Annotated in this window: 18 protein-coding genes and 1 pseudogene; 10 read left to right on the top strand and 9 right to left on the bottom strand. The window is 70.6% G+C overall.

Annotated features, from left to right (window positions below):
• Positions 1 to 177 precede the first annotated feature (177 nt).
• Positions 178 to 3,837, top strand: coding sequence for a DUF3857 domain-containing protein (locus FL311_RS24240; RefSeq protein WP_141328377.1), 3,660 nt, complete (start codon positions 178 to 180; stop codon positions 3,835 to 3,837).
• A 172-nt stretch (positions 3,838 to 4,009) separates the two neighbouring features.
• A complete protein-coding gene (locus tag FL311_RS24235; protein ID WP_141328375.1) occupies positions 4,010 to 5,362 on the top strand; it encodes a hypothetical protein in 1,353 nt (450 codons plus the stop codon).
• A gap of 186 nt (positions 5,363 to 5,548) precedes the next feature.
• Here FL311_RS24235 and FL311_RS24230 read toward each other — a convergent pair whose 3' ends face one another.
• The 5 genes from FL311_RS24230 to FL311_RS24210 form a co-directional block, all read right to left on the bottom strand.
• On the bottom strand, positions 5,549 to 6,751 hold the full coding sequence (locus tag FL311_RS24230; RefSeq protein ID WP_141328373.1) for a serine hydrolase: 1,203 nt from the start codon (positions 6,749 to 6,751) through the stop codon (positions 5,549 to 5,551).
• 147 nt (positions 6,752 to 6,898) lie between these two features.
• Positions 6,899 to 7,480: a DUF1629 domain-containing protein gene (locus tag FL311_RS24225; RefSeq protein ID WP_141328371.1), complete on the bottom strand. Its 582-nt coding sequence runs from the start codon at positions 7,478 to 7,480 to the stop codon at positions 6,899 to 6,901.
• Positions 7,481 to 7,499: 19 nt separating this feature from the next.
• Positions 7,500 to 7,838, bottom strand: coding sequence for an AHH domain-containing protein (locus FL311_RS24220; RefSeq protein WP_368668586.1), 339 nt, complete (start codon positions 7,836 to 7,838; stop codon positions 7,500 to 7,502).
• A 251-nt stretch (positions 7,839 to 8,089) separates the two neighbouring features.
• Positions 8,090 to 10,258: a bifunctional alpha,alpha-trehalose-phosphate synthase (UDP-forming)/trehalose-phosphatase gene (locus tag FL311_RS24215; RefSeq protein ID WP_141328367.1), complete on the bottom strand. Its 2,169-nt coding sequence runs from the start codon at positions 10,256 to 10,258 to the stop codon at positions 8,090 to 8,092.
• A 14-nt stretch (positions 10,259 to 10,272) separates the two neighbouring features.
• The gene (locus tag FL311_RS24210; RefSeq protein WP_141328365.1) at positions 10,273 to 11,421 is read right to left on the bottom strand and encodes a hypothetical protein; all 1,149 of its coding nucleotides are present in this window, start codon (positions 11,419 to 11,421) and stop codon (positions 10,273 to 10,275) included.
• A 365-nt stretch (positions 11,422 to 11,786) separates the two neighbouring features.
• On the opposite strand from FL311_RS24210, the gene FL311_RS24205 reads away from it, so the two are divergent.
• The 3 genes from FL311_RS24205 to FL311_RS24200 all read left to right on the top strand — a co-directional run bounded on the left by FL311_RS24205 (position 11,787) and on the right by FL311_RS24200 (position 14,714).
• On the top strand, positions 11,787 to 12,998 hold the full coding sequence (locus FL311_RS24205) for a PAS domain-containing sensor histidine kinase (RefSeq protein ID WP_141328363.1): 1,212 nt from the start codon (positions 11,787 to 11,789) through the stop codon (positions 12,996 to 12,998).
• 241 nt (positions 12,999 to 13,239) lie between these two features.
• Positions 13,240 to 13,365: a hypothetical protein gene (locus FL311_RS45965; protein ID WP_255510359.1), complete on the top strand. Its 126-nt coding sequence runs from the start codon at positions 13,240 to 13,242 to the stop codon at positions 13,363 to 13,365.
• Positions 13,362 to 14,714, top strand: a complete 1,353-nt coding sequence (locus FL311_RS24200; protein ID WP_141328361.1) for a sigma-54 dependent transcriptional regulator — start codon at positions 13,362 to 13,364, stop codon at positions 14,712 to 14,714. Before FL311_RS45965 ends, FL311_RS24200 begins: the two co-directional genes overlap by 4 nt.
• Positions 14,715 to 14,721: 7 nt before the next feature.
• Here FL311_RS24200 and FL311_RS24195 read toward each other — a convergent pair whose 3' ends face one another.
• The 3 genes and pseudogenes from FL311_RS24195 to FL311_RS24185 all read right to left on the bottom strand — a co-directional run bounded on the left by FL311_RS24195 (position 14,722) and on the right by FL311_RS24185 (position 17,182).
• Positions 14,722 to 15,201 (bottom strand): SgcJ/EcaC family oxidoreductase, encoded by a 480-nt coding sequence (locus tag FL311_RS24195; protein WP_141328359.1) that lies wholly within the window; start codon positions 15,199 to 15,201, stop codon positions 14,722 to 14,724.
• A gap of 98 nt (positions 15,202 to 15,299) precedes the next feature.
• Positions 15,300 to 15,878 (bottom strand): DUF1629 domain-containing protein, encoded by a 579-nt coding sequence (locus FL311_RS24190; protein ID WP_194869349.1) that lies wholly within the window; start codon positions 15,876 to 15,878, stop codon positions 15,300 to 15,302.
• 1 nt (position 15,879) lies between these two features.
• Positions 15,880 to 17,182, bottom strand: a pseudogene (locus tag FL311_RS24185) (AHH domain-containing protein).
• Positions 17,183 to 17,358: 176 nt separating this feature from the next.
• Between FL311_RS24185 and FL311_RS24180 the strand changes: the two are divergent.
• From FL311_RS24180 to FL311_RS44200, 5 genes are all read left to right on the top strand, one after another.
• Positions 17,359 to 18,807, top strand: a complete 1,449-nt coding sequence (locus FL311_RS24180) for a DUF6209 family protein (RefSeq protein WP_141328357.1) — start codon at positions 17,359 to 17,361, stop codon at positions 18,805 to 18,807.
• The gene (locus FL311_RS24175) at positions 18,804 to 19,115 is read left to right on the top strand and encodes a hypothetical protein (RefSeq protein WP_141328355.1); all 312 of its coding nucleotides are present in this window, start codon (positions 18,804 to 18,806) and stop codon (positions 19,113 to 19,115) included. The genes FL311_RS24180 and FL311_RS24175 overlap by 4 nt, the downstream gene beginning before the upstream one ends.
• 256 nt (positions 19,116 to 19,371) lie before the next feature.
• Complete coding sequence (locus FL311_RS24170; protein WP_228557034.1) at positions 19,372 to 21,924, top strand: hypothetical protein; 2,553 nt, start codon at positions 19,372 to 19,374, stop codon at positions 21,922 to 21,924.
• Between the two features lie 5 nt (positions 21,925 to 21,929).
• Positions 21,930 to 22,535 (top strand): hypothetical protein, encoded by a 606-nt coding sequence (locus tag FL311_RS24165; protein ID WP_141328353.1) that lies wholly within the window; start codon positions 21,930 to 21,932, stop codon positions 22,533 to 22,535.
• 101 nt (positions 22,536 to 22,636) lie between these two features.
• Complete coding sequence (locus FL311_RS44200; RefSeq protein WP_194869348.1) at positions 22,637 to 22,993, top strand: hypothetical protein; 357 nt, start codon at positions 22,637 to 22,639, stop codon at positions 22,991 to 22,993.
• Between the two features lie 23 nt (positions 22,994 to 23,016).
• On the opposite strand, the gene FL311_RS24155 is transcribed toward FL311_RS44200, so the two are convergent.
• Positions 23,017 to 23,703 (bottom strand): NADP-dependent oxidoreductase (locus tag FL311_RS24155; RefSeq protein ID WP_141328351.1); only part of this gene is annotated, 687 nt, incomplete at its 5' end.

Below are 23,703 nucleotides of genomic sequence, written 5' to 3'. Positions count from 1 at the left end.
TATAAGAGACAGCACCCACCCCGTTCCCGAGCGCACCCCGGGTAACGTTTTCGGTTGCCTGTGCGCCGTCCGGGGTCGCATGCAGGGGAAGGCCCCGGAGGGCCCGCCTGTTCATCGCCGTCGGCGCCCCCAGGAATGGGACGCTGTGCCCCACGCATGTCGCACCGAGGAGAACGGATGTCGCGCTTCACATGGCTGGCCGCAGTCTTCGTGCTCACCTGCCCCCTCTGGGCGCAGGCCCGGCCCGCGGCGGACGAAACAGCGCGCGTGTACGCGGCCGAGGCGATGAAGCAGGCCTCCTCGCCCCGAGGCGCCGCCGGCCTGTTGCGGCTGCACTCCCTGGTGGACGAGGTGGAGGACCTCACGCCGCTGGTGAGCACGTACGCGTACATCGCCTCGCGGCGCCAGTTCGACGCGAACACACGCGCCACCGCGCAGCTGCTCCTCCTGGACACCGAGCGGGCCCGCGGCAGGCTGACGCGCGCCAACGAGGTGCGCCAGTGGATGGGCTTCGTGGGCGACTACTACGTCGTCGGCGGCTTCGACAACGAGGGCAAGTCCGGCTGTGACACGGACTTCGGCCCGGAGGCCGCGGCGCTGGATTTGACGGCCACCTACCCGGGCGCCAAGGGCCGTCAGGTGTCGTGGCGCAAGCTGACGGCGAACACGGCGGACGGCTACGTGGACCTGGCCACCGCGGTGCGCCCCAACCGCGAGGCCGTGGCGTACGCGGCCACGTGGCTGGAGTCCAACCAGGAGTCGCGCGTGACGCTGGGCCTGGGCACCTCCGGCGCCTACCGCCTGTGGGTCAACGGCCAGCTCGCCTCCAAGGAGGACCGCTACAACCTGCCGCGCCCGGACCAGGCGCGCGTGTCCGTGAAGCTGCGCAAGGGCCTCAACCGCGTGCTCCTCAAGGTGTGCCAGGAGACGGGCCCGCTGGGCTTCTACCTGCGCCAGGAGTCGCCGGGCGTGCGCGCGTCGCTGCCCGCCAAGGCCCCCGCCGTCGAGCGCGGCGCGGCCCCCGCGCCCCAGGTGCTGCCCACGCTCACCTCCGCGCTCAAGGCGCTGGTGGAGAAGAACCCCGACGACGCGGCCCTGCGCGGCGACTACGCGCGGGTGCTCGGCTTCTACCGCGGCTTCGATGACCGCGAGCACACCGCCACCGTGGAGGCCACGCGCGCCGCGGAGCTCGCCCCCCAGGACGCGCGCCTGCAGATGCTCGCGGCGAGCCTCCAGCGTGATGACCTGAACGAGCGCCGCCGCTTCCTGGAGGCCGCGGTGAAGGCGGACCCCGCGCTGCCCGAGGCCCGCGTGGCGCTGGCCGACTTCGAGCTGGAGCGCGGCCACCCCGAGCGCGTCATCCCGCTGGTGACGCCCGTGCTGGAGAAGACGCCGGACGACGCGCCCGCGCGCCTGGTCCTCGCGCGCGCCCACGAGGCGCTGGGTGAGCGTCCCCGCGCGCACGCGCTGGTGGAGGAGGCCTTCCGGTACCAGCCCCGGCAGCCGCGCGCGGTGCGCTCGGCGGCGCAGATTTCAAGGCAGCTGGGCCGCAACCGCGAGGCCATGGACCGCATGCGCGTGGTGCTGGCGCTGCGCTTCGACGACACCGGCACGCGCCGCTCGCTGGCCGCGCTGCTGGCGGACTCCGGTCAGGTGGAGGCCGCCGAGCGCGAGTACGCGCAGTTGGTCGCCCTCAACCCGTTCGACAACGGCGCGCGCGTGCGGCTCGCCGAGCTCAAGGCCAACAACGGCAACGTGGAGCAGGCCGTGGCGCTGTTCGCCGAGGCCCGCGCGCTGTCTCCAGATGAGCCGGAGGTCTACGAGCGCGAGGGCCGCGCGCTGCTCGCCGCCGGTCGCCGTGAGCCCGCGCTGGCCGCCTTCGAGCGCTCGCTGGTGCTGCGTCCGCAGAACCCCGGCCTCAAGGAGGCCCTGCGCGCCCTCAAGGGCGAGGGCACCGGCGCCGGCATGCAGCACGTGGTGGACGCCAGGCCCCTGGCGAAGGAGGCCGAGGCCTACGTCCACGAGGACGCCATCTACCTGGTCGACAACACGTACGTGAATGTCCAGAAGAGCGGCCTGTCCAGCCGGCTGTCGCAGCGGGTGGTGAAGGTGCAGAACGCGCGCGGCGTGGACGCGTTCCGCACGATGCCCATCACCTACTCGCCGGACCGCCAGGAGGTGCGCATCCTGCGCGCGCGCGTGACGAAGGCGGACGGCTCCGTGGTGGAGAGCTACGGGGAGAACGACCGCAACATCAACGAGCCGTGGACGGGCATGTACTACGACGCCCGCGCCAAGGTGCTGTCCTTCCCGTCGCTCGCCGCCGGCGACACGCTGGAGGTGACGTACCGCCTGGACGACACCGCGCAGGAGAACCTGCTGTCGGACTACTGGGGTGACGTGGAGAGCGTGCAGGGCGTCTACCCGAAGCTGCGCTTCCAGTACCTGGTGGAGACGCCGAAGGAGCGCCCGCTGTACTGGAACAAGAGCAAGCTGACCGGCGTGGAGAGCGCGCAGGAGTCGCTGGAGAACGGCCGCGTGCTGTACCGCTGGGGCGCGAAGCACGTGGCCAAGGTGGTGCCGGAGCCGGGCATGCCGGGCTGGGCGGAGGTCGCCCAGAACCTGCACGTCTCCACGTACCAGACGTGGGACCAGGTGGGCCGCTACTGGTGGGGGCTCGTGAGGGACCAGCTGCAGCCCAACGCGGAGCTGAAGCAGACGGTGGACCAGGTCCTCCAGGGCGTGGACCGCAAGAACGAGCTGGCGGTGGTGCGCGCCATCTACAACTTCGTGGTGACGAACACGCGCTACGTGGCGCTGGAGTTCGGCATCCACGGCTTCAAGCCCTACCGCGTCGACCGCGTGCTGGCGCGGCGCTTCGGTGACTGCAAGGACAAGGCGAGCCTCATCCACTCCATGCTGCGGGTGGCGGGGGTGGACAGCCGGCTGGTGCTCCTGCGCATGCGCAACCTGGGCGCGCTGGACGCGGAGCCGGCGAGCCTGGCGGCCTTCAACCACGCGATTGCGTATGTGCCCAAGTTCGACCTGTACCTGGATGGCACCGCGGAGTTCCACGGGGCCAAGGAGCTGCCCAGCTCGGACCGGGTGGCCAACGTGCTGGTGGTGGAGCCGGACGGCAAGAGCACCTTCATGGTGACGCCGGAGGCGAAGGCGGAGGACAACGCCACGGGCCTGAAGATGGACGTGACGCTGCGCGCGGACGGCAGCGCCGAGGTGACGGGCTCCAGCACGGTGAGCGGGCAGAGCGCGCCCGAGTACCGCCGCGCCTACCGTCCCGAGGCCACGCGCAAGTCCACCTTCGAGCGCGCGTGGGCGCAGAGCTTCCCGGGCCTGACGGTGAACGAGGTGTCGCTCAACGACACCACCCGCCTGGACGAGGACGTGGCCATGGGCTTCCGCATGAGCATCCCGCGCTACGCGGAGGTGATGCCCAACGCGGTGCGCTTCTTGCCCTTCGGCACGGGCCGCACCTACCAGCAGGCCTTCGCGCCGCTGGCGGAGCGCCGCTTCGACCTGGTGATGCAGAGCCCGTGGGTGAACCTGTTCAACCTGCGCTACACGCTGCCGGCGGGCTGGTCCGTGACGGAGCTGCCGCAGGCGGTGGACGAGACGAACCCGTTCGGCCGGCTGCGCCTGACGTACCGCGTGGAGGAGGGCAAGCTCATCGCCGAGGGCGAGGTGAAGCTCTCCGTCGCGCGCATCAAGTCGGACGAGTACCCGGCGTTCCGGGAGTTCCTGGGCCGGGTGGACCGCGCCTTCGGGCGTCGGGTCGTCATCCAGGGCCCCGGCGGCCGCACCGCGTCGCTCACCCCGTGAGGTGAGTGGAGCGACGTCCCGCCGCGCCCCGCCTTGGGGCCGGGGCGCGCGGGCAAGAAGCGCGGCGTGGACCTCCTCCGTCGCCAGGACGGCGCCGCGGGGCACGGACACCTCGTCGGTTGCCGCGGAGACCTGGCCGTGTACTGTCGTCTCCAACAAGGGAGGCGGCTCGATGAGGCACCGACGTCGCGGAAGACTCGCGGGACTGGCTGTGGCGTCGATGGTCTTCTCGGGCTCCGGCTCGGCCTCGGCCGAGCCCGAGGTGAAGCCCGTGCCCGAGGTCCTCGAGGTCGGGACACTCACCTCGGCCTTCGCTGAGTTCCAACGGACGTGTGCCGCGGACGGACAGCGGCTGTGGGGCCACTCGCTGTGCGCTCCGCTCCTGGTCGTCCATCCCGCCACGCGCGTCTTCGTCGCGAGCACCTGGCCGAAGGGCGCGGGGACGGGGCCCTGGGTGGGCGTGCTCCCTTCGGAGCTCACCATCGCGAACACGGCCCTGAGCTGGGCGGGAACCACCTGGGTCCAGCTCCAGGGGCCGTTGCCCGACGTCCCCGTGCGTCGCCGTGCGCTGATGGCCCACGAGGCCTTTCATCGGCTTCGGACCACGTTGGGACAGCCCGGGCGGGAGAAGGACAATGCGCACCTCGATGGCATGGAGGGCCGCACGCTGCTGCAACTCGAGTGGCGGGCCCTCGCGGCAGCGCTGCGCGCGACGAACCCTTCGGTGCGCGCTCGGGCTGTCGAGGACGCGCTGGTGTTCCGTCGCGAGCGTCGAGCGCGCTTCGAGGGAGCCGCCGTCGCGGAGGGGCTCCTCGAGGAGAACGAAGGTCTCGCGGAGTACACGGGCGTGGCGCTGGCGGGGGTCGATGCACGTGGCAGGCGAGCCCTGGCGCTGGAGAACCTCGAGGATGGCGCCAAACGGAAGTCCTTCGTGCGCGCCTTCGCCTATGCATCGGGCCCGGCCTACGGGCTCCTGCTGGACGAGGCGGGCCCTCGCTCCCAGGGGTGGCGTGCCCGGGCGCTCGCCGGGGCGGACCTGGGAGCGCTGCTACAGGAGGCACTGAAGCTGGGGACGCCCGAGCCTTCACCCGAGCGCGAGGCACGCTACGACGGCGCCGCGCTGCGGGAGACCGAACGCGAGCGGGCTCGCCTTGCGGAGGCCCGGGCCGAGGCGCTGCGCGAGAAGCTGGTGGAGGGCCCGGTGCTGCGCCTTCCGCTGGTCCGCATGCGCATCCAGTTCAACCCTGGTGAGCTCATCCCTCTTGCTGAGCACGGCACGGTGTATCCCGGCGCGCGCATCGTGGATGCATGGGGTTCACTCACCGCGACGTCCGACGTGCTCCTGTCCTCGGACTGGAAGACGGCCACGGTGAACGCCCCGCGCACGGAGCCCCGAGATGCCCGCTGGGAAGGCGAGGGATGGGTGTTGGAGTTGGCCCCTGGCTGGCAGGCCAAGGCGGGACCCCGACCTGGAGACCTGGTGCTCCAGGCCCCTGAAACTCGCGCACCGGCGCCGAACCCCTGACGCGACTTGAGCGAGTCCTCGAAGTGTGAGCATCGAGTCCGCGGAAGCACAACAACCGCGGAAACCGCCGACGCACTTGTAGTCCCCAGCATCAACCCACGCCCCTCGCGTTCACGAGGAGCGACTTTGCCCCCTGGCTGGCATGTCCCCGCCCGTGAGGTGAGGTGAGCTGAGCGACGCTCCGCCTCAGGGTCGGGCCGCGCGAGCGGTGAAGGTGGTGGCGATGATGCGGTCGGCAAGCACGGGCCGCGCCTGCCCCATGCGGTGCGTGTTGAAGGCGTAGACGAGGCGCCGGCTCGAATCCCGCGTGGCGCCCATCCCGCTGACGTAGCCCTGGCGCGCCCCACGCCGTCCCCACACCGTCACGCCGTCCAACTCGTAGCGCGCCAGGCCCGCGCCGTGCGCCGCGCGCCCGCCGTGGGCCGAGGGCACGTCCGGCACGGTGAACATCTCCTCGAGCTGCTCGGAGGGCAGCAGCCGGCCCCGGAAGAGCGCGGAGAGGAACGTGTCCAGGTCCGCGGTGGAGGAGATCATCTCCCCCGCGGCCCACATCAGGGACTGGTTCGCCTCCGTGACGTCCACCCAGCGCTGCGTCCCATCCGCGCTGGCGAGGGCCTCGTAGCCCCGCGCGTGGGGACCGGGAATCGTCGGGTCGTTGCCCGGCACGGACGTGTCGCGCAGACCCAGCGGCGTGAGGATGCGCTCGCGCACGGCATGGCCGTACGGCCGGCCCGTCACCTTCTCGATGAGCAGTCCCGCCACCAGGTAGCCGACGTGGCCGTACTCCTGCACGGTCCCCGGCGTGAAGCGCGGCCCCTGTGGGAGCGCCAGCGCCACCAGCTCGCGCGGAGACCAGCGGCGGAAGCGGTGCTCGAAGAACCACTCGGGCTGGCGCGTGGCCAGCGGGACACCGGGCAGGCCGTGGGTGTGATTGAGCAGCTGCCGGACGGTGATGAGCGGATGGTTGGGTGGCAACAGGCCGGGCAGCCAGTGTTGCACCGGACGGTCCAGGTCCACGCGCCGCTCGGCGGCGAGCTGCAACAGCACCGTGGCGGTGAAGGTCTGCGTGAGGCCGCCGATGCGGAAGCGCGCGTCACCAGGCATGGGCGCGCCGGTGTGCAGGTCCGCCACGCCCGCGGAGCCGAGCCAGCGGCCCGCGGAGCCCTGCACGCGGACCTGGGCGGCCGTCGCGTCGGGCAGCTCGATGATGACCTGTCGCAGCGTCTCGCGGTCCAGCGGGGCCAGCAGTGACTGGCCCCAGTCCAGGCCCTGTTCACGGGTGTCCACTTCGTTGGAGAGCGCTTCGTCCCCGGGAGCACACCCCGTCCCGGAGAAGCTCACCACCAATACCGCGGCACCGACCCGCAGACCCCTGCGCGGGACATCCATGTTCCCTCTCCCCTCTAGAACTCCGGCCCGGGGGACAGAACACCAGTGAGGGGGAGCGGTGTCACCCGCTCCGTGGGGATTTCGTGGACTGGACCACGTCAGGTCAGCGGAAGCGTCGGGCCCACGCCTCCACGTCACCCTCCGGGCTCAGACCTCCTCGAACTTCGCGCCCGTGACCTTCGCGCGCTCCAGGGCCACCTTGATGTCCTCCGAGATGATGACGGCAATCTCCCAGCCCCAGGTGCGGAAGACCCTGGCGGCACCGGCCTTCGTGCGGTCAATTCGCATTCCCGCCACGCTTCGGTACTGGCCGAGCTTCTCCGGCCGTTCATCTTCTGGCTTCCACACCAGCGCCTCTCGCGATGCCTTGTCATCGATGCACCGGACAAGCTTCGTGACCACGAGCATGACGTACTGGTCAGGGCAGCCTTGGACTCCGACCGGAACCAACTGCACATCATCAGGAGCCAGCTCAGCGAAGATGTTGGCCACCCTGACGTGGACGATGGGAATCATGGCGACTCCCGCGGTGGTGTAGTCCAGCCGCTTTCCGGGCTCGTCCACGGGGAAGGTCAGACGACCCGCGAGACGACCTGGCCGCCCTCGGGTGAACTCCCAGATGTCCTCGACCTCCGCGCCCGCCTCGTCCTGCGGGTCTCCCAGGTACCAGTTCCCGGCCTGCACGTTCTCCTTGAGACTGAAGTATCGGTTGGGTTCTTGCTTCGGCATGGTGGACTTCCAGGCGTTCTCATCGACGTCGGGTCAAGAGCCTGTTGATTTCCGTTCCTCGGGTTGCGGCTTCTCTTGCGAGGGCGCGAAGCTCTTGCGTGAGGGCCTTGCGGCACTCTGCCACCTTTGTGCAGGACCCCAGGCCTTGCGTCAGTCGCGCCAGGACGAATTCGTGATACGGCTGTGGATGAGGCCCCTTGTGGCCCACGACCTCAATGATGTTCTCGGGGTCCTCGAGCTTCATCCCCGCCCGCGCGAAGAGCTTCCGGAACCTCGGCGTCCAGGGTCCACCGCGCACAGCGGAAACGTCATTCTTGTTCGTGGCGAGGTGGTGGTTCTGTCCCTTGCTGCCGCGCATCCCCTGGCTGGCCATGGCGAGGGCGTTGGGTGCTCGTCGAGCAGCCCGCGACAGCCATCAACAACAGCAACGGCACGGCTCTGCGAAGCATCACGGCACCTATCCCGGGGAGGAGCCATTTCAATGGCAGACACCGCACTCAATACCAGGATGCACTGACAACGAACCAAGCCCCTCCGCCGCAGCCAGGCAGCAGGCTCGCGACCCGCCTCCACCTGCGGGCGAGCGCGAAGCCCCCTGCCCATCCATGCTCAGGGAGCCACGAGCGCGGCGAGCAGCTTGCGCACCTCCTCGGGACCGCCGACCCGATAGGTGGCGCGCGTGGGCTTGTTGCCCGCATGAATCGTGAGTCCGTCCTCCGGCATGGCCTCGAACAGGTCCTCGTCCGTGCGGTCATCGCCGATGGCCACCGCCCGCGTGCCGGGAGGCAGCCCGCGCAGCACGCCCTCCACCACCCGGCCCTTGTGCACGCCGTGCGGCCGCACCTCCACCACCTTGTCGCCAGGGAGGACGTCCACCGGCCTGCGCGCGAAGGTCTCCGCCAGCTTCAGCCGCAGCTCGCGCGACTGCAGCGCGCCGAACTCCGGGTCCACCTGCCGGTAGTGCCACGCGAGCGACGCGGACTTCTCCTCCACGAACGAGCCCGGCACGCGCGCGGCGAACTCGTCGAGCACCGGCCGCGCCGCCGCCTTCCACTCGACGGAGACCCCCTCCAGCATCTTCCACGTGTCCCCGGGCCTGGGCCGCGACCACAGGCCATGCTCCGCGTAGAGCCCCAGGTTCAGCGTGCCGAACCACGCCTCCAGCGTCTCCTTGGGCCTGCCGCTCACCACGCTCACCGAGAGGTCCGGCCGCGCCACCAGCTTCGCCAGCAGCTCGCGCAGCGCATCGTCCGGCGCGGCCAGCTCCGGCCTGCGCGCGTAGCCCACCAGCGTGCCGTCGTAGTCGAGCATCAGCGCCAGCCGCCCGGCGGACTTCATCACCTCCAGCGCCTCGGTGGCGCCCTGGAACTCGCGGACGGAGACCGAGGGCAGCCCCTGCAGCCGCCCCAGGAAGTTGGACACCCACCAGTGGACGTCGTGCACCTTCACCTGCGCGCGCAGGGCGCGCATGCGCTCGCGGCGCTCGGGCTCGCCCATCTCCAGCGCCTCCTCGATGGCGTCCGCCGCCTTCTCCACGTCGTAGGGATTGACGGAGACAGCCCGGTGCAGCTCGTCCGCCGCGCCGGCGAACTCGCTGAGCACCAGCACGCCGTCGTCGTCCGGCCGGGCGGCGCAGAACTCCTTCGCCACCAGGTTCATCCCGTCCCGCACCGGCGTGACGAGCATGACGTCCGCGGCGCGGTACAGCCCCGTGAGCTGCTTCTCGTTGAAGGAGCGGTAGAGGTAGTGCACGGGCACGTTCTGCGTCGTGCCGTACTGGCCGTTGATGCGCCCCACCAGCTCGTTCACCTGCTCGCGGTACGTGGCGTACTCGCTCACCTGGGTCCGGCTGGGCACCGCCACCTGGATGAACCGCAGCCGCCCGCGCCACGTGGGCTCGCGCTCCAGCAGGCGCTGCACGGCGAGCAACCGCCGGGGGATGCCCTTCGTGTAGTCGAGCCGGTCGATGCCCAGCAGGATGCGCTGGCCCTCGGCGCTGCGCCGCAGGGACGCGACCTCCTCCAGCACGCTCGGCTCCTTCGCCAGCGACTCGAAGGCCTCCGTGTCGATGCCCATGGGGAACGCGCCCACGCGCACCTGGCGCCCTTCCCACATGATGCGGTCCACGTCCGTGTCCAGGCCGAGCTGCCGCAAGAGCGAGCCGGAGAAGTGCCGCACGTAGCTGACCGTGTGGAAGCCGATGAGGTCCGCGCCGAGCAGCCCCTTCAGCAGCGCCTCGCGACGGGGCAGCGTGCGGAAGATTTCGGACGAGGGGAATGGGATGTGGTGGAAGTAGCCGATGCGCGCCTCGGGCAGGCGCTGGCGCAACAGCCCCGGCACCAGCATGAGCTGGTAGTCGTGGACCCAGATGATGTCACCGGGTTGATAGTGCCGGGCCACCAGGTCCGCGAAGCGCTCGTTGACCTTGCGGTACACGTCCCAGTCGCGGTCCTGCCGGGGGACGCGCTCCAGCATGTAGTGGCACAGCGGCCAGAGCACCCGGTTGGCGTAGCCCTCGTAGTAGCGGCTCACCTCGCTGGGCGACAGGTGGATGGGCACGCAGCGCTCCTCGGCGAGGCGCGCCTCCACCTGGGTGCGTTGGGTTTCCGACAGACGGGACACGTCACCGGGCCAACCAATCCACAGGCCGCCGGAGCGTTCATGGGGGCGTCGAAGGCCCGTGGCCAGCCCGCCGGAGCTGAGCACCACGGCGACACTGTCCTTCTCCACCTTGACGGTGACAGGGAGACGATTGGAGACGAGCAGGAGTCGAGGCATAGAACCTCAAACCCTTATTCACTCCTTCCACGAATGGCCATCGCCGATTCGCGCGAGGTGGCGATTGTTGGACCCTCGCGTGTCGCCCGAGGTGCCCAGCCCAGTCGCGCGAGCAACGCGGGCTCGCGGCCGGGTTTCCAGATGAACGCATCCAGCACGTAGTGCGTGGCCTGCGGCAGCGCGAGCAGCGGCACCACCAGCGCCAGCAGGTCCGGTGACAGCGTCCACTCCGAGCCCCCGAAGAGGCCCGTGCGCTCGTGCCAGATGAAGCGGTCCCAGAGTAGCTCCTCCGCGAGCGCCAGCGCCACGAGGAACAGGAGGAAGCCCGGCAGGCCCGCGCGGAGGATGGAGCTGGCGACGCCGAAGTCCCCCTCTCCGTCGCGGCCCCGCGCGTAGCGGAACAGGAGCGCGAAGTACGGCACCCCGTGCAGCACGACGTTCATCACCGTGAAGGTGAAGTCGTCGCGCGCGAGGACGATGCCGCCGAACCACGTCACCCACGTGGCGCCGATGAGCAGCACCTTTCCCAGTTGGAGGCCCTCGCCGCGCGCCACGCGGGAGAGCTGGAAGGCGCCCCAGGTGAGGAGCACGCCCGCGTGCAGCGCCAGCGCCACGGTGCCGAGCCACGGGGGCAGGCCCGGGAGGAAGTCTCCCTCGACGAACCACCAGAACGCGCGCGGCAGGTTCGCGTGCCACCACACCACGGGGCCCACGGTGGCGGCGTAGATGGCGGCGGCGTCGAGGCGACGCTCCAGGTCCGAGGCGCGGGCCTTGCGCGTGTAGAGCGCCACCCAGCCGTACTGCTGGCGGACGAAGTGGAACAGCGCCACGTAGGCGAACAGGGTCCAGAACGCGCCCGCGGAGATTTGATGCGCCAGCACGCCCACGACCCAGGCGACCAGGGGAGCCCCCAGGTAGAGCCCGGGGCGCTCACGCAGTTGCCCTGGGTCCAGGTAGGTGCGGAACAGCGTGGACCAGACGTGGGCCACGTCCACGCAGACGACGAGCAGCAGCCACGCCCAAGGAGGCGTGTCCCCCGCGGCGCCGAGCCACGGCGCGGCGAGCACGAGGGCCACGGACACGAGGGCACTGCCAGCGAACACGGCGAGGTCCACGCGCGGACCGAACAGCCAGCTCTGGGAAGGCGCGAGGAAGCGGAGCATCCGGACCGAGAGGCTATCAGCACCGTGGAGGGCGTGACAGGCGAGGCTCCCCGCGTGAGCGCGCGACGTGGCGGGGCCTCCGGTTCCCGCGAAGAGGAGTCGTGAGGTGAGGGCCCCACGAGCGGCACGGCGGCCACGTGGACGCGCAGCGAAGCGGGCCTCGGACCCCATCAATCCGGAAGTGGCGGGGTGGCGGATGTGGCAGCCCCTCGGCAGAGGAGGCAGGGCAGCACGTCAACCCAGGCCCGCGGGCCGGGCGACGGGCGACACCACCATCCAGTCCGGGCCGTGAAGTGGAGGGGCTTGCAAGCGCGGCGCGGCTCCCGCGTAGTGCGCCTGTCGACCTCCCTCCCGAAGCTTCCGCCATGTCCTCCACGCCCCCGCCCCCTCGCTTCCGTCGTCGGCTCCTGGCGGTGATGCTCCTGGCGGGGCTGGTGCCCCTGGTGCTGCTGGGCGTGGTGGCGCAGGGCGTCCTGGAGCGCGTGCTCTCCGTCTCCGTCGCGCCCGTGGAGGCCGTGCTGGACGAGGTGTCCGTGAGCCTGGAGCGCCAAGGGCTCTCTCGCGAGGCACTGGACGAGGCGCGGCTGAACCTCGCGCAGGCGGAGCTGACCCGACGGGCCCTGGCGCGCAGGGTCCCCGCGTTCATCACCATGCTCGTGTTCGTCTCGGGCTGCGTGCTCGCGCTGGCCGCCGTGCTGCTCGGCCGCGCGCTGACCCGGCCGGTGACGACGTTGACCGAGGGCATGTGGGCCTATGCCCGGGGCGACCTGTCCGTGCGTCTGCCCGCCGTCGACCCGCCGCGCGACGAGCTCCAGTTCCTCCTGGGCCAGTTCAACCGGATGGGACAGGAGCTGGTCGCACAGCGCGAGCGCGCGAAGTCCGCCGAGCAGATCGCCGCCTGGCAGGACGTGGCGCGCGCCTTGGCCCATGAGCTGAAGAACCCGCTCACGGCGATGAAGCTCTCGCTCGCGCGGCTGTCCCGCTCGGACCCGGCGTCTGCCGCGGACGCCACGCGCATCTCCGAGTCCGTGGCGCTGCTCCAGGAAGAGGTGGAGCTGCTCATGCGCATGACGCAGAGCTTCTCCACGTTCGCGCGGCTGCCCGCGCCGCGCTTCCAGGACGTGCCGCTCCGACCGCTGCTCTCCGAGGTCTGCGCACTGTACGCGCGGACCTCCGCGGTCCCCGTGGAGCTCGTCCCTGGACCCGAGGTCTCCTTGCGCGCGGACCCGGATGGACTGCGCCGCCTCTTCGGCAATCTGGTGAAGAACGCCACCGAGGCCTCCTCCGAGGGCGCGCCCCCGGTGCGTGTCTCGCTGGAGCCCGCCTCCACGGGCGGCGTGCGCGTCACCGTGGCGGATGGCGGCAGCGGCGTTCCCGGAGTCCTCGAGGGCGCGGCGCTCACGCGTGGACTCTTCAGCACGAAGCCCGAGGGCAGCGGGCTCGGACTTCCCATCTCGCAGAAGATCACACACGAGCACGGCGGACAGCTTCGCCTGGAGCCCGCGCCGGGCGGCGGTACGCTCGCGAGCGTGGAGCTTCCCCTCGTTCCTCCGCCCGCTCAGGTGTCTCCGTCATGAAGCCCGGCCCTCGCATCCGCGTCGTCGATGACGACCCTGGCGTCCTCGATGCCGGTGCGCGACCTCCTGCGCGGCGTGGAGTCCCCCTGGTGCCACGGCCCCTCCAGGTGTCTCCATCATGAAGCCCGGCTCTCGCATCCTCGTCGTCGATGACGACCCTGGCGTCCTCGATGCCGGTGCGCTGCCTCCCGCACGAGGCGGAGCATCCCCTCGTGCCTCAACCTCTCCAGGTGTCCCCGTCATGAAGCCCGGCCCTCGCATCCTCGTCGTCGATGACGACCCTGGCGTCCTCGATGCCGTGCGCTGCCTCCCGCACGAGGTGAAGCATCCCCTCGTGCCTCAACCGCTCCAGGTGTCCCCGTCATGAAGCCCGGCCCTCGCATCCTCGTCGTCGATGACGACCCTGGCGTCCTCAAGGCCCTGAGGGGCCTGTTGAGCGACGAGGGCTTCACTGTCGTCGAGGCCCGCTCCACCGCGGAGGCGACCCGCGTCCTCGACGCCCCCGAGGGTCCGCCCGCGATGATGTTGCTCGACCTCCGCATGCCCGGGGAGACGGGCCTGGAGTTCCTCGCGCGGCTGCCCCGCCCCCTGCCCGTGCCCGTCGTCGTGCTGTCGGGCGAAGCCTCTCCCTCTGAAGCCGCGCAGGCCCTGAAGCGCGGCGCCACCGACTTCGTGGAGAAGCCCCCTTCCCCCGAGCGACTCCTCACGGCGCTGCGCAACGCGCTGGCGCTCGGCGCGCTCCAGGAGGAGCGAGAGCGACTGCTGGACGCGCTCGCGCGCCCCGGACACCTCGTGGGCGACAGCCCCGCCATGGAGGCCCTGCGCCGGCTCATCACCCGCGTGGCCCCGAGCGACACGGCGGTGCTCATCACCGGCGAGACCGGCACCGGCAAGGAGCGCGTCGCACGCGCGCTGCACCTGGCCTCGGGCCGCAAGGGACGCCTCGTCGCCGTCAACTGCGCGGCCATCCCGTCCACGCTGCTGGAGAGCGAGCTGTTCGGCCACGAGAAGGGCGCGTTCTCCGGCGCGCACAGCCGGCGCGCGGGGCGCATCGAGCAGGCCCACGGCGGCACGCTGTTCCTCGACGAGATTGGCGACATGCCGCTGGAGCTGCAGGCCAAGCTGCTGCGCGTGCTGGAGACACGCGAGGTCGAGCGACTTGGCGGCTCGGCGCCCGTGCCGGTGGATGCGCGCGTGCTCGCCGCCACCCATCAGGAGCTCGCCCGCGCGGTGAAGGACGGCCGCTTCCGACAGGACCTCTTCTTCCGCCTCAACGTGATGCCGCTCCACATCCCGCCGCTGCGCGAGCGCCCCGAGGACCTGCTCCCCCTCGCCCGCGCCTTCGCCGCGGAGTTCGCCGGACGCGAGGTGCCCCTGACGCTCGCGCCCGGCGCGGAGGTGGCCCTGCGCGCCTACCCGTGGCCCGGCAACGTGCGCGAGCTGCGCAACGTCATCGAGCGGCTCAACCTGCTGCGCGGCGACGGGCCGCTGGTGCTCGGACCGGAGGCCGTCTCCGGCCCCCTCGCCTCCCCCACGCCCAAGCGCGCCAGCGTGGGAGAGAAGAGCTACCGCGAGCACGTCGAGGACTTCGAGCGCGAGCTCATCCGCGCCGCGCTCCAGGAAGGCGAGAGCATCGCGGGCGCCGCGCGGCTGCTCCAGGTGGACCGGGGCAACCTCTACCGCCGCATCAAGGCGCTCGGCCTTCCCGTGAGCTGAACGCGCTTCACGGAGCCGCGGGGCGTGGCTTCACGTCCGTGTTCTGCCCCGCGACGATGCGCCACGCGCCGTCCGCCGAGCGCTGCATCACGTAGCGCATCTGCGTCCTCAGGACTCCCGGCTCGGTGTTCTGCACGCCCGGAGGAAGGCCCGGATGGCCCGTCACCTCGTGCGTCGTGTCCACCACCGCCACGTCGTCGCCGACGAAGGAGATGCGGCGCACCGTCACCTTGCTCTGGCTGCCCTTGAACAGCGACTCGAAGATGGCCGCGTGGCGCTCCTGGATCTGCGCCTTCCCCTCGAACATCGTCCCCGCGATGTTGATGAAGTCCGCGTCGGGCGCGAAGTCCTGGGACCACACCACCGCGTCCTGGCGATTCCACGCCGCCGTCTGCGCGTCCACCTGCTCACGAATCCGCTGCTCGTCCCGCGTGTGGTCCACGTGTGAACACGCCAGGGGGAACATCAGCCATGCGCACGCGGTCATCACCCGAAACCTCCGGGCGGTGTCGAGGGGCAGTTCGGGGAGCAGGTCAGCGAGCATCAGAGGGTTCTCGGGGTGGGTGGTGGCCTTGGCGTGCCATTCTATCCTTCGCTGGGGCCCGTCACGCGTTCAAATGACACTCCAAGGTTCCCGACTCCTTCGAGTGCGTTCTTGATGTCTTCGGAAACAACGAGCGCGACCTTGAACTTCTTCAGCCGGAAGACCTGCGCGCCCTCGGTCTTCGAGGGGTCGATGCGAAGCCCGTAGATCCAGTTGTACTCCCCTTCAAATCCAGGGGGATGGTCGTCGTAATGATGCACCTCGCTGCACCGTGCCTCATCGATGGCATCAACGACCTTGGTTGCATTGACAACGAAGTACCGTTCGGGCTCCCCCTCGATGGACACCTCAAGAAGCTGGACGTCCTCTGGAGCCAGTGTCCGGAAGACGTTCGCGACGGCATCGCTGACGATGGGGGCTGCTTCAATCACAGAAAAAGCAAACGCCCTTTTCCTACCGGGATGTGCGATGCGTGCCTTGAGAGGTCCAAGGTCTGGAAGCACGCGGCCATCCGCGAACATCCAAGGCTCGTCAAACGCATCGCCAGAATCCCGCGTCGGCGTTTCCAGTAGCCACCGGGGCACATCTCCAAGCTCCACCGAATAGAAATGGCGCTCCACCTCACCCCTCCACCTTCACAATGAAGCTCCGCAAGTCGGAGCCCTGCGTCAGAAGCTCGTTGGCTATCTTCGCAAGTTCCTTCGTCAAACTGGCCCGGCAGGCCTCCGTGGTTCGGCAGCGCGAAACCGAAAGCTCGAGGCGCCGGATCACCGCTCGGTGATACAGCTCAGGATGAGGCCCCTCGTGGCCATTGAGCCGCACTTTATTTGCCACGTCCTCGAGAGACATGCCTGCCTTCTCGAATATCTTCAGGCACTGAGGCGTCCAAGGCCCCCCTGTTGCATCCGAAATCGGGTTCTTGTTCGTGCAGATGTGGTGAACAGGCCCGACCTCGTCACCGGGAATCCGCCCATCCGAGTACATCGCCAGGGCAGCGGCTGCGCCAGGCGCCAGCGCGACATGGAGCACGCCGGCGGCGGGAAGCGCCATCGAAGTCACACCGCCATTCATCGCCGCTCCGAGCTGGAACCCCGATTCAGCCCGCGCTCGGACCACGGCTTGCGAGAAGCCAGGGAGCTTCGGACCTTGAGCCGCCATGGCGTTCTTGCCGCCCAGCGCCGCGGTGACGAGCAGCACCAGGACGCGCGTGCCGTTCGTCCCCAACACCCTCCCGAACCGATGCCCGATGTCCTGCAACTCGATGACGCTCGTTGCTCGCTCCGCGTCGTCCCACAACCTCACGAAGCCCCGGCCGATCTCCCAGACCGGCAGGACGCCCAGGTAGGCCACCATCGCCGCCGTCAACGCCACCGCGATGACCTTCGTGATGGGCTCAGGAAGAGCCATCGTGAGGAGCACTGTCAAAGCAGCCGAGGTCAGCAGGGCCTTGAGTGCCGCCGGGTTCAGCACCTTGCCGACCTCCACCTCGACGCTCTCCCAAACAGTATCGAGCGCGAAACGACAGCGCCATCAACGTCCGGTCCCTGCGAGAGAAGGTCAGACCCGTTGCCCCAACGAGGGTCAGGCACTCATCGCCATCAGGGCAGATGCGCGCGGACAGCGACTCGGGCGAGCCTCCATGGCCTGAGTCCACAATGCCCTTCGAGGACACGAGCAGCGTCCTGGACCGCACCCAACCTCGTTGGTCGGCCTCGTCCGCTTCGCGAAAGGCGACGTCCATCCGAAGGTCGAGGATGAGTGCCGTGAGGGCGGACTTGAACTCATCCTCGGTGACCTCGACCGGGTCAACGTCCACGGACTCGTGGACGACCCGCTGACCGCTCCCCGTGTCGAGATGGACGACGCGGCCGGTGGCACAACCGGCCGTGAGCAACAGCAGCGGGAGTATCCCAACCCACCTCATAGAGTCCCCCGAAGGTGAATCTCCCGAAATCCAGGGCGGATGGCATCCTGGGTCCAGTGTCCAGCAACTTCAACGGCATTCCCCGTGCGACTCCCAGTGAGCAGGAAACCCAGGAAGCCCCGGGGCGATAATCCCATGCGGCCACCCCCAAACCGCCTCACAGGAAGAGTCGCCCCATGTCGAACCGCATCGGCCGCCCCACCTTCGTCCCCACCGCGCAGACGGGCCTCACCCCGGAGCGCGAGCGGGCGGCCCGGGCCACCGGCGACAAGTCCTCCCAGACCCGCGCCCAGGTCGACCAGTTCGAGTCGCGCGCCGCCCGCCCCAACGCGTCCCTCCTGGGCACCGCGCTCCCGACGGCGGCGGTCGCCCTGCCTTCCAAGGCCGCGGACATCCAGCCCCAGCTCCACGCGGCCACGGGGTACTCGGCCCACTTCGGCTCGGGCAAGCGCACCGCCACGGCGCACGTGGAGGGCCAGGGACAGGTCCACCTGCCCACCGGCTCGGGCCGTGGCCCCTCCTTCCACGCGGAGGCGGGCAAGCCGCTGACGGTGACGGCGGACCCGGCGCGCTTCTCGTCGCAGTACCAGAAGGTGGAGCTGGTGTGGCGGCTGGTCCCCGGCGGCGCGGAGAACGTCGTCCCCATGTCGGACGGCACGCGCGACGCACAGGGCCGGCTGAACCTCCAGCCGGGCACCTTCGACCTCCCCCCGGACGCGACGGGCCTGGTGCGCATCTCCTTCCGCACCACGGACGCATCCGGGCGCACCAGCAACCAGTGGGACCCGAGCAGCGACGCCTCCATCGCCTCCGCCGAGGGCGCGACGGTGTCCTTCACCGACGACTTCCAGACGCAGGTGGACGGCACGCTGCGCGCGGGCGACAAGCTCCAGCTCGCGTATGACCAGGACCGGCTCAAGTCGCTCGCGGGCGGCAAGACGCCCACCGAGGTCGTCGCCTGCGTCTCCTTCAACGGCGAGCCGCCGCTGGAGTTCCCGCTGGACCTGCAGGTCCAGGACGGCGGCGAGGGCGGCGCGTTCATGCCGTCGGTCCGCGTGCCCTTCGAGGCCACGGACGTGCAGGTCTGGTTCCGCGGCAAGGCGGACGACAACACGACGTGGGACTCCGCAAACGGGCAGAACTTCAAGTTCTCCGTGGGCGTCACGCGCGACGACGCGGAGCCGGGCTGGAAGAACGAGCTCTTGCGCAGCAAGAGCTTCCCCCACCTCACCGCGGACACGTTCGTGGGCATCGGCCCTTCGTCACAGCGCTACAACTGCATCGCGTGGACGCTGGGCAACCGCAACGAGTGGGTCTGGCCAGGCACGCGCGTGGAGGACTTCGACCAGCTCTACGCGCAGCAGGGCTACCAGCCGCTCGACACGTTGGACCTGAGCCACGACCCCACGCTGGAGAAGGTGGTCATCTACGGCCGCAAGCCGGTGACGGGCAACGGCCCGCTCGAGGTGACGCACGGCGCGCTGATGGACGAGCAGGGCCGCTTCACGAGCAAGATCGGCACCCAGCCGCTCATCCGTCACAACAGCGCTGACGACCTCACCGGGCCTTCGTATGGTGCGCCCGTGCGAGTCTACGTGCGTCCCCGTCCGGTGAGCGTGTCATGAGCCCGTCCAGCGAGCGCTTCGACGCCCTGGCCGCGGAGTGGGAGCGGCACTGCGAGGCGCACCGGGAGGCGTCCAACCCCTTCGTGTTCGTCCAGCATCCGTCCTTCGAGTCGCTCGTGGGGCTCGGGCGCGCGGCGGTGCCGCTCATCATCGAGCGCTACCGCCACGGCAGCGTGTTCTGGGGCGCGGCGCTGCGCCGCATCACCGGCGTCACCACCTTCGGCGAGGGCGTCGTGGGGGACCTGGAGGCGAACCGGCGCGGCTGGCTGAAGTGGTGGGACGCCCACCAGGCCGAGTTCCCGGGCTGAGACGAAGCGGGGACGCCGGGCCGGAAGGACGCGCCCCGCCTGACACACCCACGTCCTCCGACAGCGCGAGCCTCCGGGACCCGGAGTGCTCCCTCGGGACAGGCGTGAAGACGTGCCGCAATCGCGGGGCGCGATGTCAGTATCACATCCGGATTCGACATCAGGATGTGCCCATGACATCGACACGGCTGGCCGGCCCTCGTCCTTTCAAGCACTTGTCACGACGCGGCGGCTGGAACGCAGCGTGCTCTGTCCCATGCGCATGAACCGCCTCGCGCTTCTCACCTGCCTCGTCTCCCTCACCTCCGGCGCCCAGTCCGCGCCGGACGCTGGCGTCGCCGCCGGGCCCCAGGCCGTCGACACGCCCTCCTCCACCACGTCTGGCTCCGCCACCACGGCGAGTCCAGGGAGCGCCGCCCAGCCCGAGGCGCGCGCCCCGCGAGCCGACGACGAGCGTGACGACGAGGACGCGTCCGCGCCCGAGGGCGACTACGGCCAGCTCCCCGTGAAGACGTCCGAGGAGGACGCGCGCGCCGAGCACCAGCGCTCGAAGCGCGGCAAGAAGTCGCGCGACGGCCGCGAGGACGCGTCACGCGAGAAGCGCGACCTGTGCGAGGACGAGGACCTGGAGGACGACGACAGCGACGAGCTGTCCGTCCTCGCGCCGCTCCAGCTCGACGTCGACGGCCGCGCGCTCACGCCGACCACGCTCGAGCTGCACGGCCTGCATCGGCTGACGGACGCCCAGGTCCGCGCCTTCATCCGTCCCACCCCGGAGGAGAGCAGCACGCCCACGCCGGCGAATCTCCGGCAGACGCTGCGCCGACTCGCGCGCACGGGCCTGTTCTCCCGCGTGGAGCCCCGCGTGCGCGTCACCGAGCAGGGCGTCGCGGTGCTCGAGGTCCACCTGGAGGAACACCCCATCGTCACCCAGGTGGAGGTGGAGGGCCTGCGGGACCTCCAGCTCGATGAAATCCTGGAGGAGCTGCTCCACCTGCCGCCGCGCTACCCGGACGAGGACGGCGACGAGGAGGACGAGGAGTTCGTCGCCACCCTTCGGGTGAGCGGCGCGCGCGGCACGCTCACCGTCACCAGGCCCTGCCCTCCCCAGCACCCGCCCCGCGAGTGGCTGGCCCGGATGGACAAGGACACGTACCGCCCGGGCATCGTCCTCGGCGGCGTGACGGCCGCGATGCAGCGCGCGTTGAGGGAGCTGCGCTCGGACGGCTACATGCTCGCGAGCCTCTCGGGGACGCTGACGCCGGACGGCAAGCTCACCGTCATCGTGGACGAGGGACGGCTGGAGGCCGTGGACGTCGTGGGCGTGGAGGGCGCCATCGCCGACCGCGTGCGCGACGCGCTGGACCTCAAGCCCGGAGACGTCTTCTTGCGCAGCGACGCGCGCCGCGCCATGGAGCGGCTGGAGGCCCGCCTGCCGTTCCTGGAGGCGAAGAGCGTGGACACCGACGCCCGGGACGCCGCCCGGCGCCGCGACGCGCGCATCGTCGAGGAGCGCACCGCCGATGGCGTGCGCCACTACCGGACGCAGGAGCAGAAGCGGAAGGAGAAGCGCCGCCGCGACAACGTCGAGGTCGAGCTGAGCTGGGGCGAGCTCTTCGAGTCCTGGCGCCACGGCCGCGACGGGGACGGCATCACCCTGGAGGGTCGCAAGCTGGTGGTGCACGTGCGCCCGCGCCGCCCGGACGTCGACGTGTCCCTGCTGCCCATCCACACGCAGGTGACGGGACTGGCGCCGGGCCTGGCGGGCTCGCTGCGCCTCTGGGATGGGAAGGACCGCATCCACACCACGCTCGACGCCGCCGCGTTCCTGGCGCTGCGATTGGGCGGCCAGAAAATCCCCGACGACCCCGAGGGCACGAAGCGGCAGCGCCGGGTGAACCTGCTCGGCGGCGCGAAGGTGGAGATTCCGGCGGTGGGACTGGCGGAGCTGGGCGCCCAGGCGCACGACTTCACCGACACGCTGGACCGCTGGCGGATGAGCGACATCGACTCGTCGCTGTACTCGGCGCTCATCAACCGGCCGGACCGCGACTACTTTCGCCGCAAGGGCGTGGCGGGCTTCGCCACGTTCCGCTGGTCCGACTGGCTCGCGGGCGTCGAGTACCACTCGGACCGCTACGAGACGCTGCGCAGCTTCTCCCCACCGCTGTCCCTGTTCCGCCGCGACTCGCCGCCCTTCCCCAACGCACCGGTGACGGAGGGCCGCTTCCAGTCCGTGGTGGCCCGGGTGGAGTACGCCAGCAACGCGCCGCGCGGAACGAAGGTGGGCTCGCTGTTCCGCACGCCGGAGACGGCGCTGCTCGACATCGACGGGGACTGGGACCACCGCCCGTTCCTGCACGCCTTCGCGACGCTGGAGGTGGGCGAGGGACCGGCCGCCGCCGGCGCGGACGAGCGCTTCTGGAAGCTGGTGAGCGACTTCTCCCTGGTGGTGCCCACCAGCCCGAACACGGGGCTGCGGCTGCGCCTGCGGGGCGCGGGCGGCGACAACCTGCCCGAGCAGAAGCGCGAGGCGCTCGGCGGGTGGACGGCGCTGCGAGGCTTCGGCTTCAAGGAGTTCAAGGGCGACGTGTCCATGCTCGCGAGCGCCGAGTACCGGTGGCATGCCTTCGGCCTCTTCACGGACCTGGGCACGGTGCGCGGGGACGGCGAGTGGACGGACGCGCGGCTCGGCGTGGGCGCCAGCTTCCACTTCACCGACGACGTGCGCATGGACGTCGCGTGGCGCACGGACGAGAAGGCCACGGCCACGCCCGAGGCGCGCCTGTTCTTCGTGCGGACGTTCTAGGGCCCATGGCACGCACGGGAACACACGGCGGACGCAGGCTCGGCGCGGCGATGGTGGCCGCGCTGGGGCTGCTGGCGCCCCAGGCCCTGGCGGAGGAGCCTCGCGTCGCCTGCACGGCCACGCTCTCCGGTCGGCGCGTGCTGGTGCGCCCGGAGGCCTTCGCCTTCCTCTCGGAGGAGCTGGACCGGCTGGTGCGGCTGGGCATGGCGGGCAAGGTGGAGGTGGAGCTGTCGCTGTGGAAGCGCCGGACGCTGTGGTTCAACACCCGGCTGGACGGCGCGCGACTCACCCAGGTGATTGGCTTCGGGCGTGAGGGCTATCTGCTGGATGGGAGGCTGCTTCCCCAGGGACCCGCGGCGCTGGAGCTGGACCGCGTCGCCTGGACGCTGGAGTCCCGCCCCGACGCGGGCGACCGCTTCGTCGTCCAGGTGGAGGTGAGGCTGAACGTGGTGACGGCGGCCAGCCTGGGACGCATGGCCTCGTGGCTGCGATGGAAGGATGAAGAGGCAGAGGCAGGCCGCAGCAGCCTGACGGGGACGCTGCTGCGCTCCGTCGCGGAAGACCTCACCCGGCGCGCCTCCGGGCGCTGCGACGTCGCTCCGCCCACATGAGGCGGAGGGACGCCTCGGCAACGACAGACACACACGCCCATCCCGCATGGGCTCACACGAATCGCGGTGCCCGGCCTCGCGTCGGGGCACGGAGAATGGTCATGCGCCGCTGGCTTCTTACCCTGTCCGTCCTGCTCACGTCCTGTGGGCTGCGCCTGGAGCCGCCCGGGAGCACGGTGCATGTCTTCGTGCCCGAGCGAGCGGAGGTCCACGGCGCGAGCATCCCCGTGCTCTATCTGGAGAAGGACCGCGCCCTCTTCTTCCCCGAGGGCGTGAGCGGCGCCGCCGGCGCGGTGGAGCCACGCCCCAGCGAGCTCGTCGCGCTGGGGCAGCGAAAGGACATCGTCATCATCGCCGTGGACACGGAGCCCACCTCGCTGGCGAGGGCGCTCCTCTCCGGCCCGCCCCACTACGTCACCCACCTCGGCGCGGCGGACACACACTCAGGCTCCCATTGATATGGGATTGAGGCGCGTCCGCCTCACCCCACCCGCACCACCGCGCGCCCGAAGTTCTCGCCACGGAACAGCCCGGCGAAGAGCGCGGGCGCGGACTCGAGTCCGTCCACCACGTGCTCGCGGTGCTTCAGCGTCCCATCCTGCAGCCACCCGCGCAGCGCCGCCCGCGCCTCGCCGAAGCGCGCGAAGTAGTCGAGCACCACGAAGCCCTCCATGCGCAGTCGCTGGATGATGAGGAACGGCGTGTTCTTCAAGCCCGCGCGCTGCTCGGGCGGCACGCCGTAGTCCGCCACCAGCCCCGACACCACCACGCGGCCCTTGAGCGCCATGCACGCGAGCGTCGTGTCCAGCATCGTCCCGCCCACGTTGTCCAGATACACATCCACGCCGCGCGGACACTCGCGTCGAATCGCCGCGCCCCAATCCGTCTCCGCGCGGTAGTCGATGACCGCGTCGAAGCCGAGCGCGTCCTTCACCCAGCGGCACTTCTCCGCCCCACCGGCGATGCCCACCACGCGCGCGCCCTGCCGCTTCGCGATTTGTCCCGCCACCGAGCCCACCGCGCCCGCCGCCGAGGACACCAGCACCGTCTCCCCTTCCTTCGGACGCCCCAGCTCCACGATGCCGAAGTACGCCGTCAGCCCCGGGATGCCCAGGACGCCCAGCTCCGCCGACAGGGACTCGGCGCCTCGCTCCACCTTGCGCAGCCC

Origin of the sequence: Myxococcus sp. AB025B (assembly GCF_006518215.1) — a bacterium.
Classification (GTDB): Bacteria; Myxococcota; Myxococcia; order Myxococcales; family Myxococcaceae; genus Myxococcus; species Myxococcus fulvus.
The sequence above is the reverse complement of the archived record's forward strand: the minus strand, read 5'-3'. Positions and strand labels throughout refer to the sequence as shown.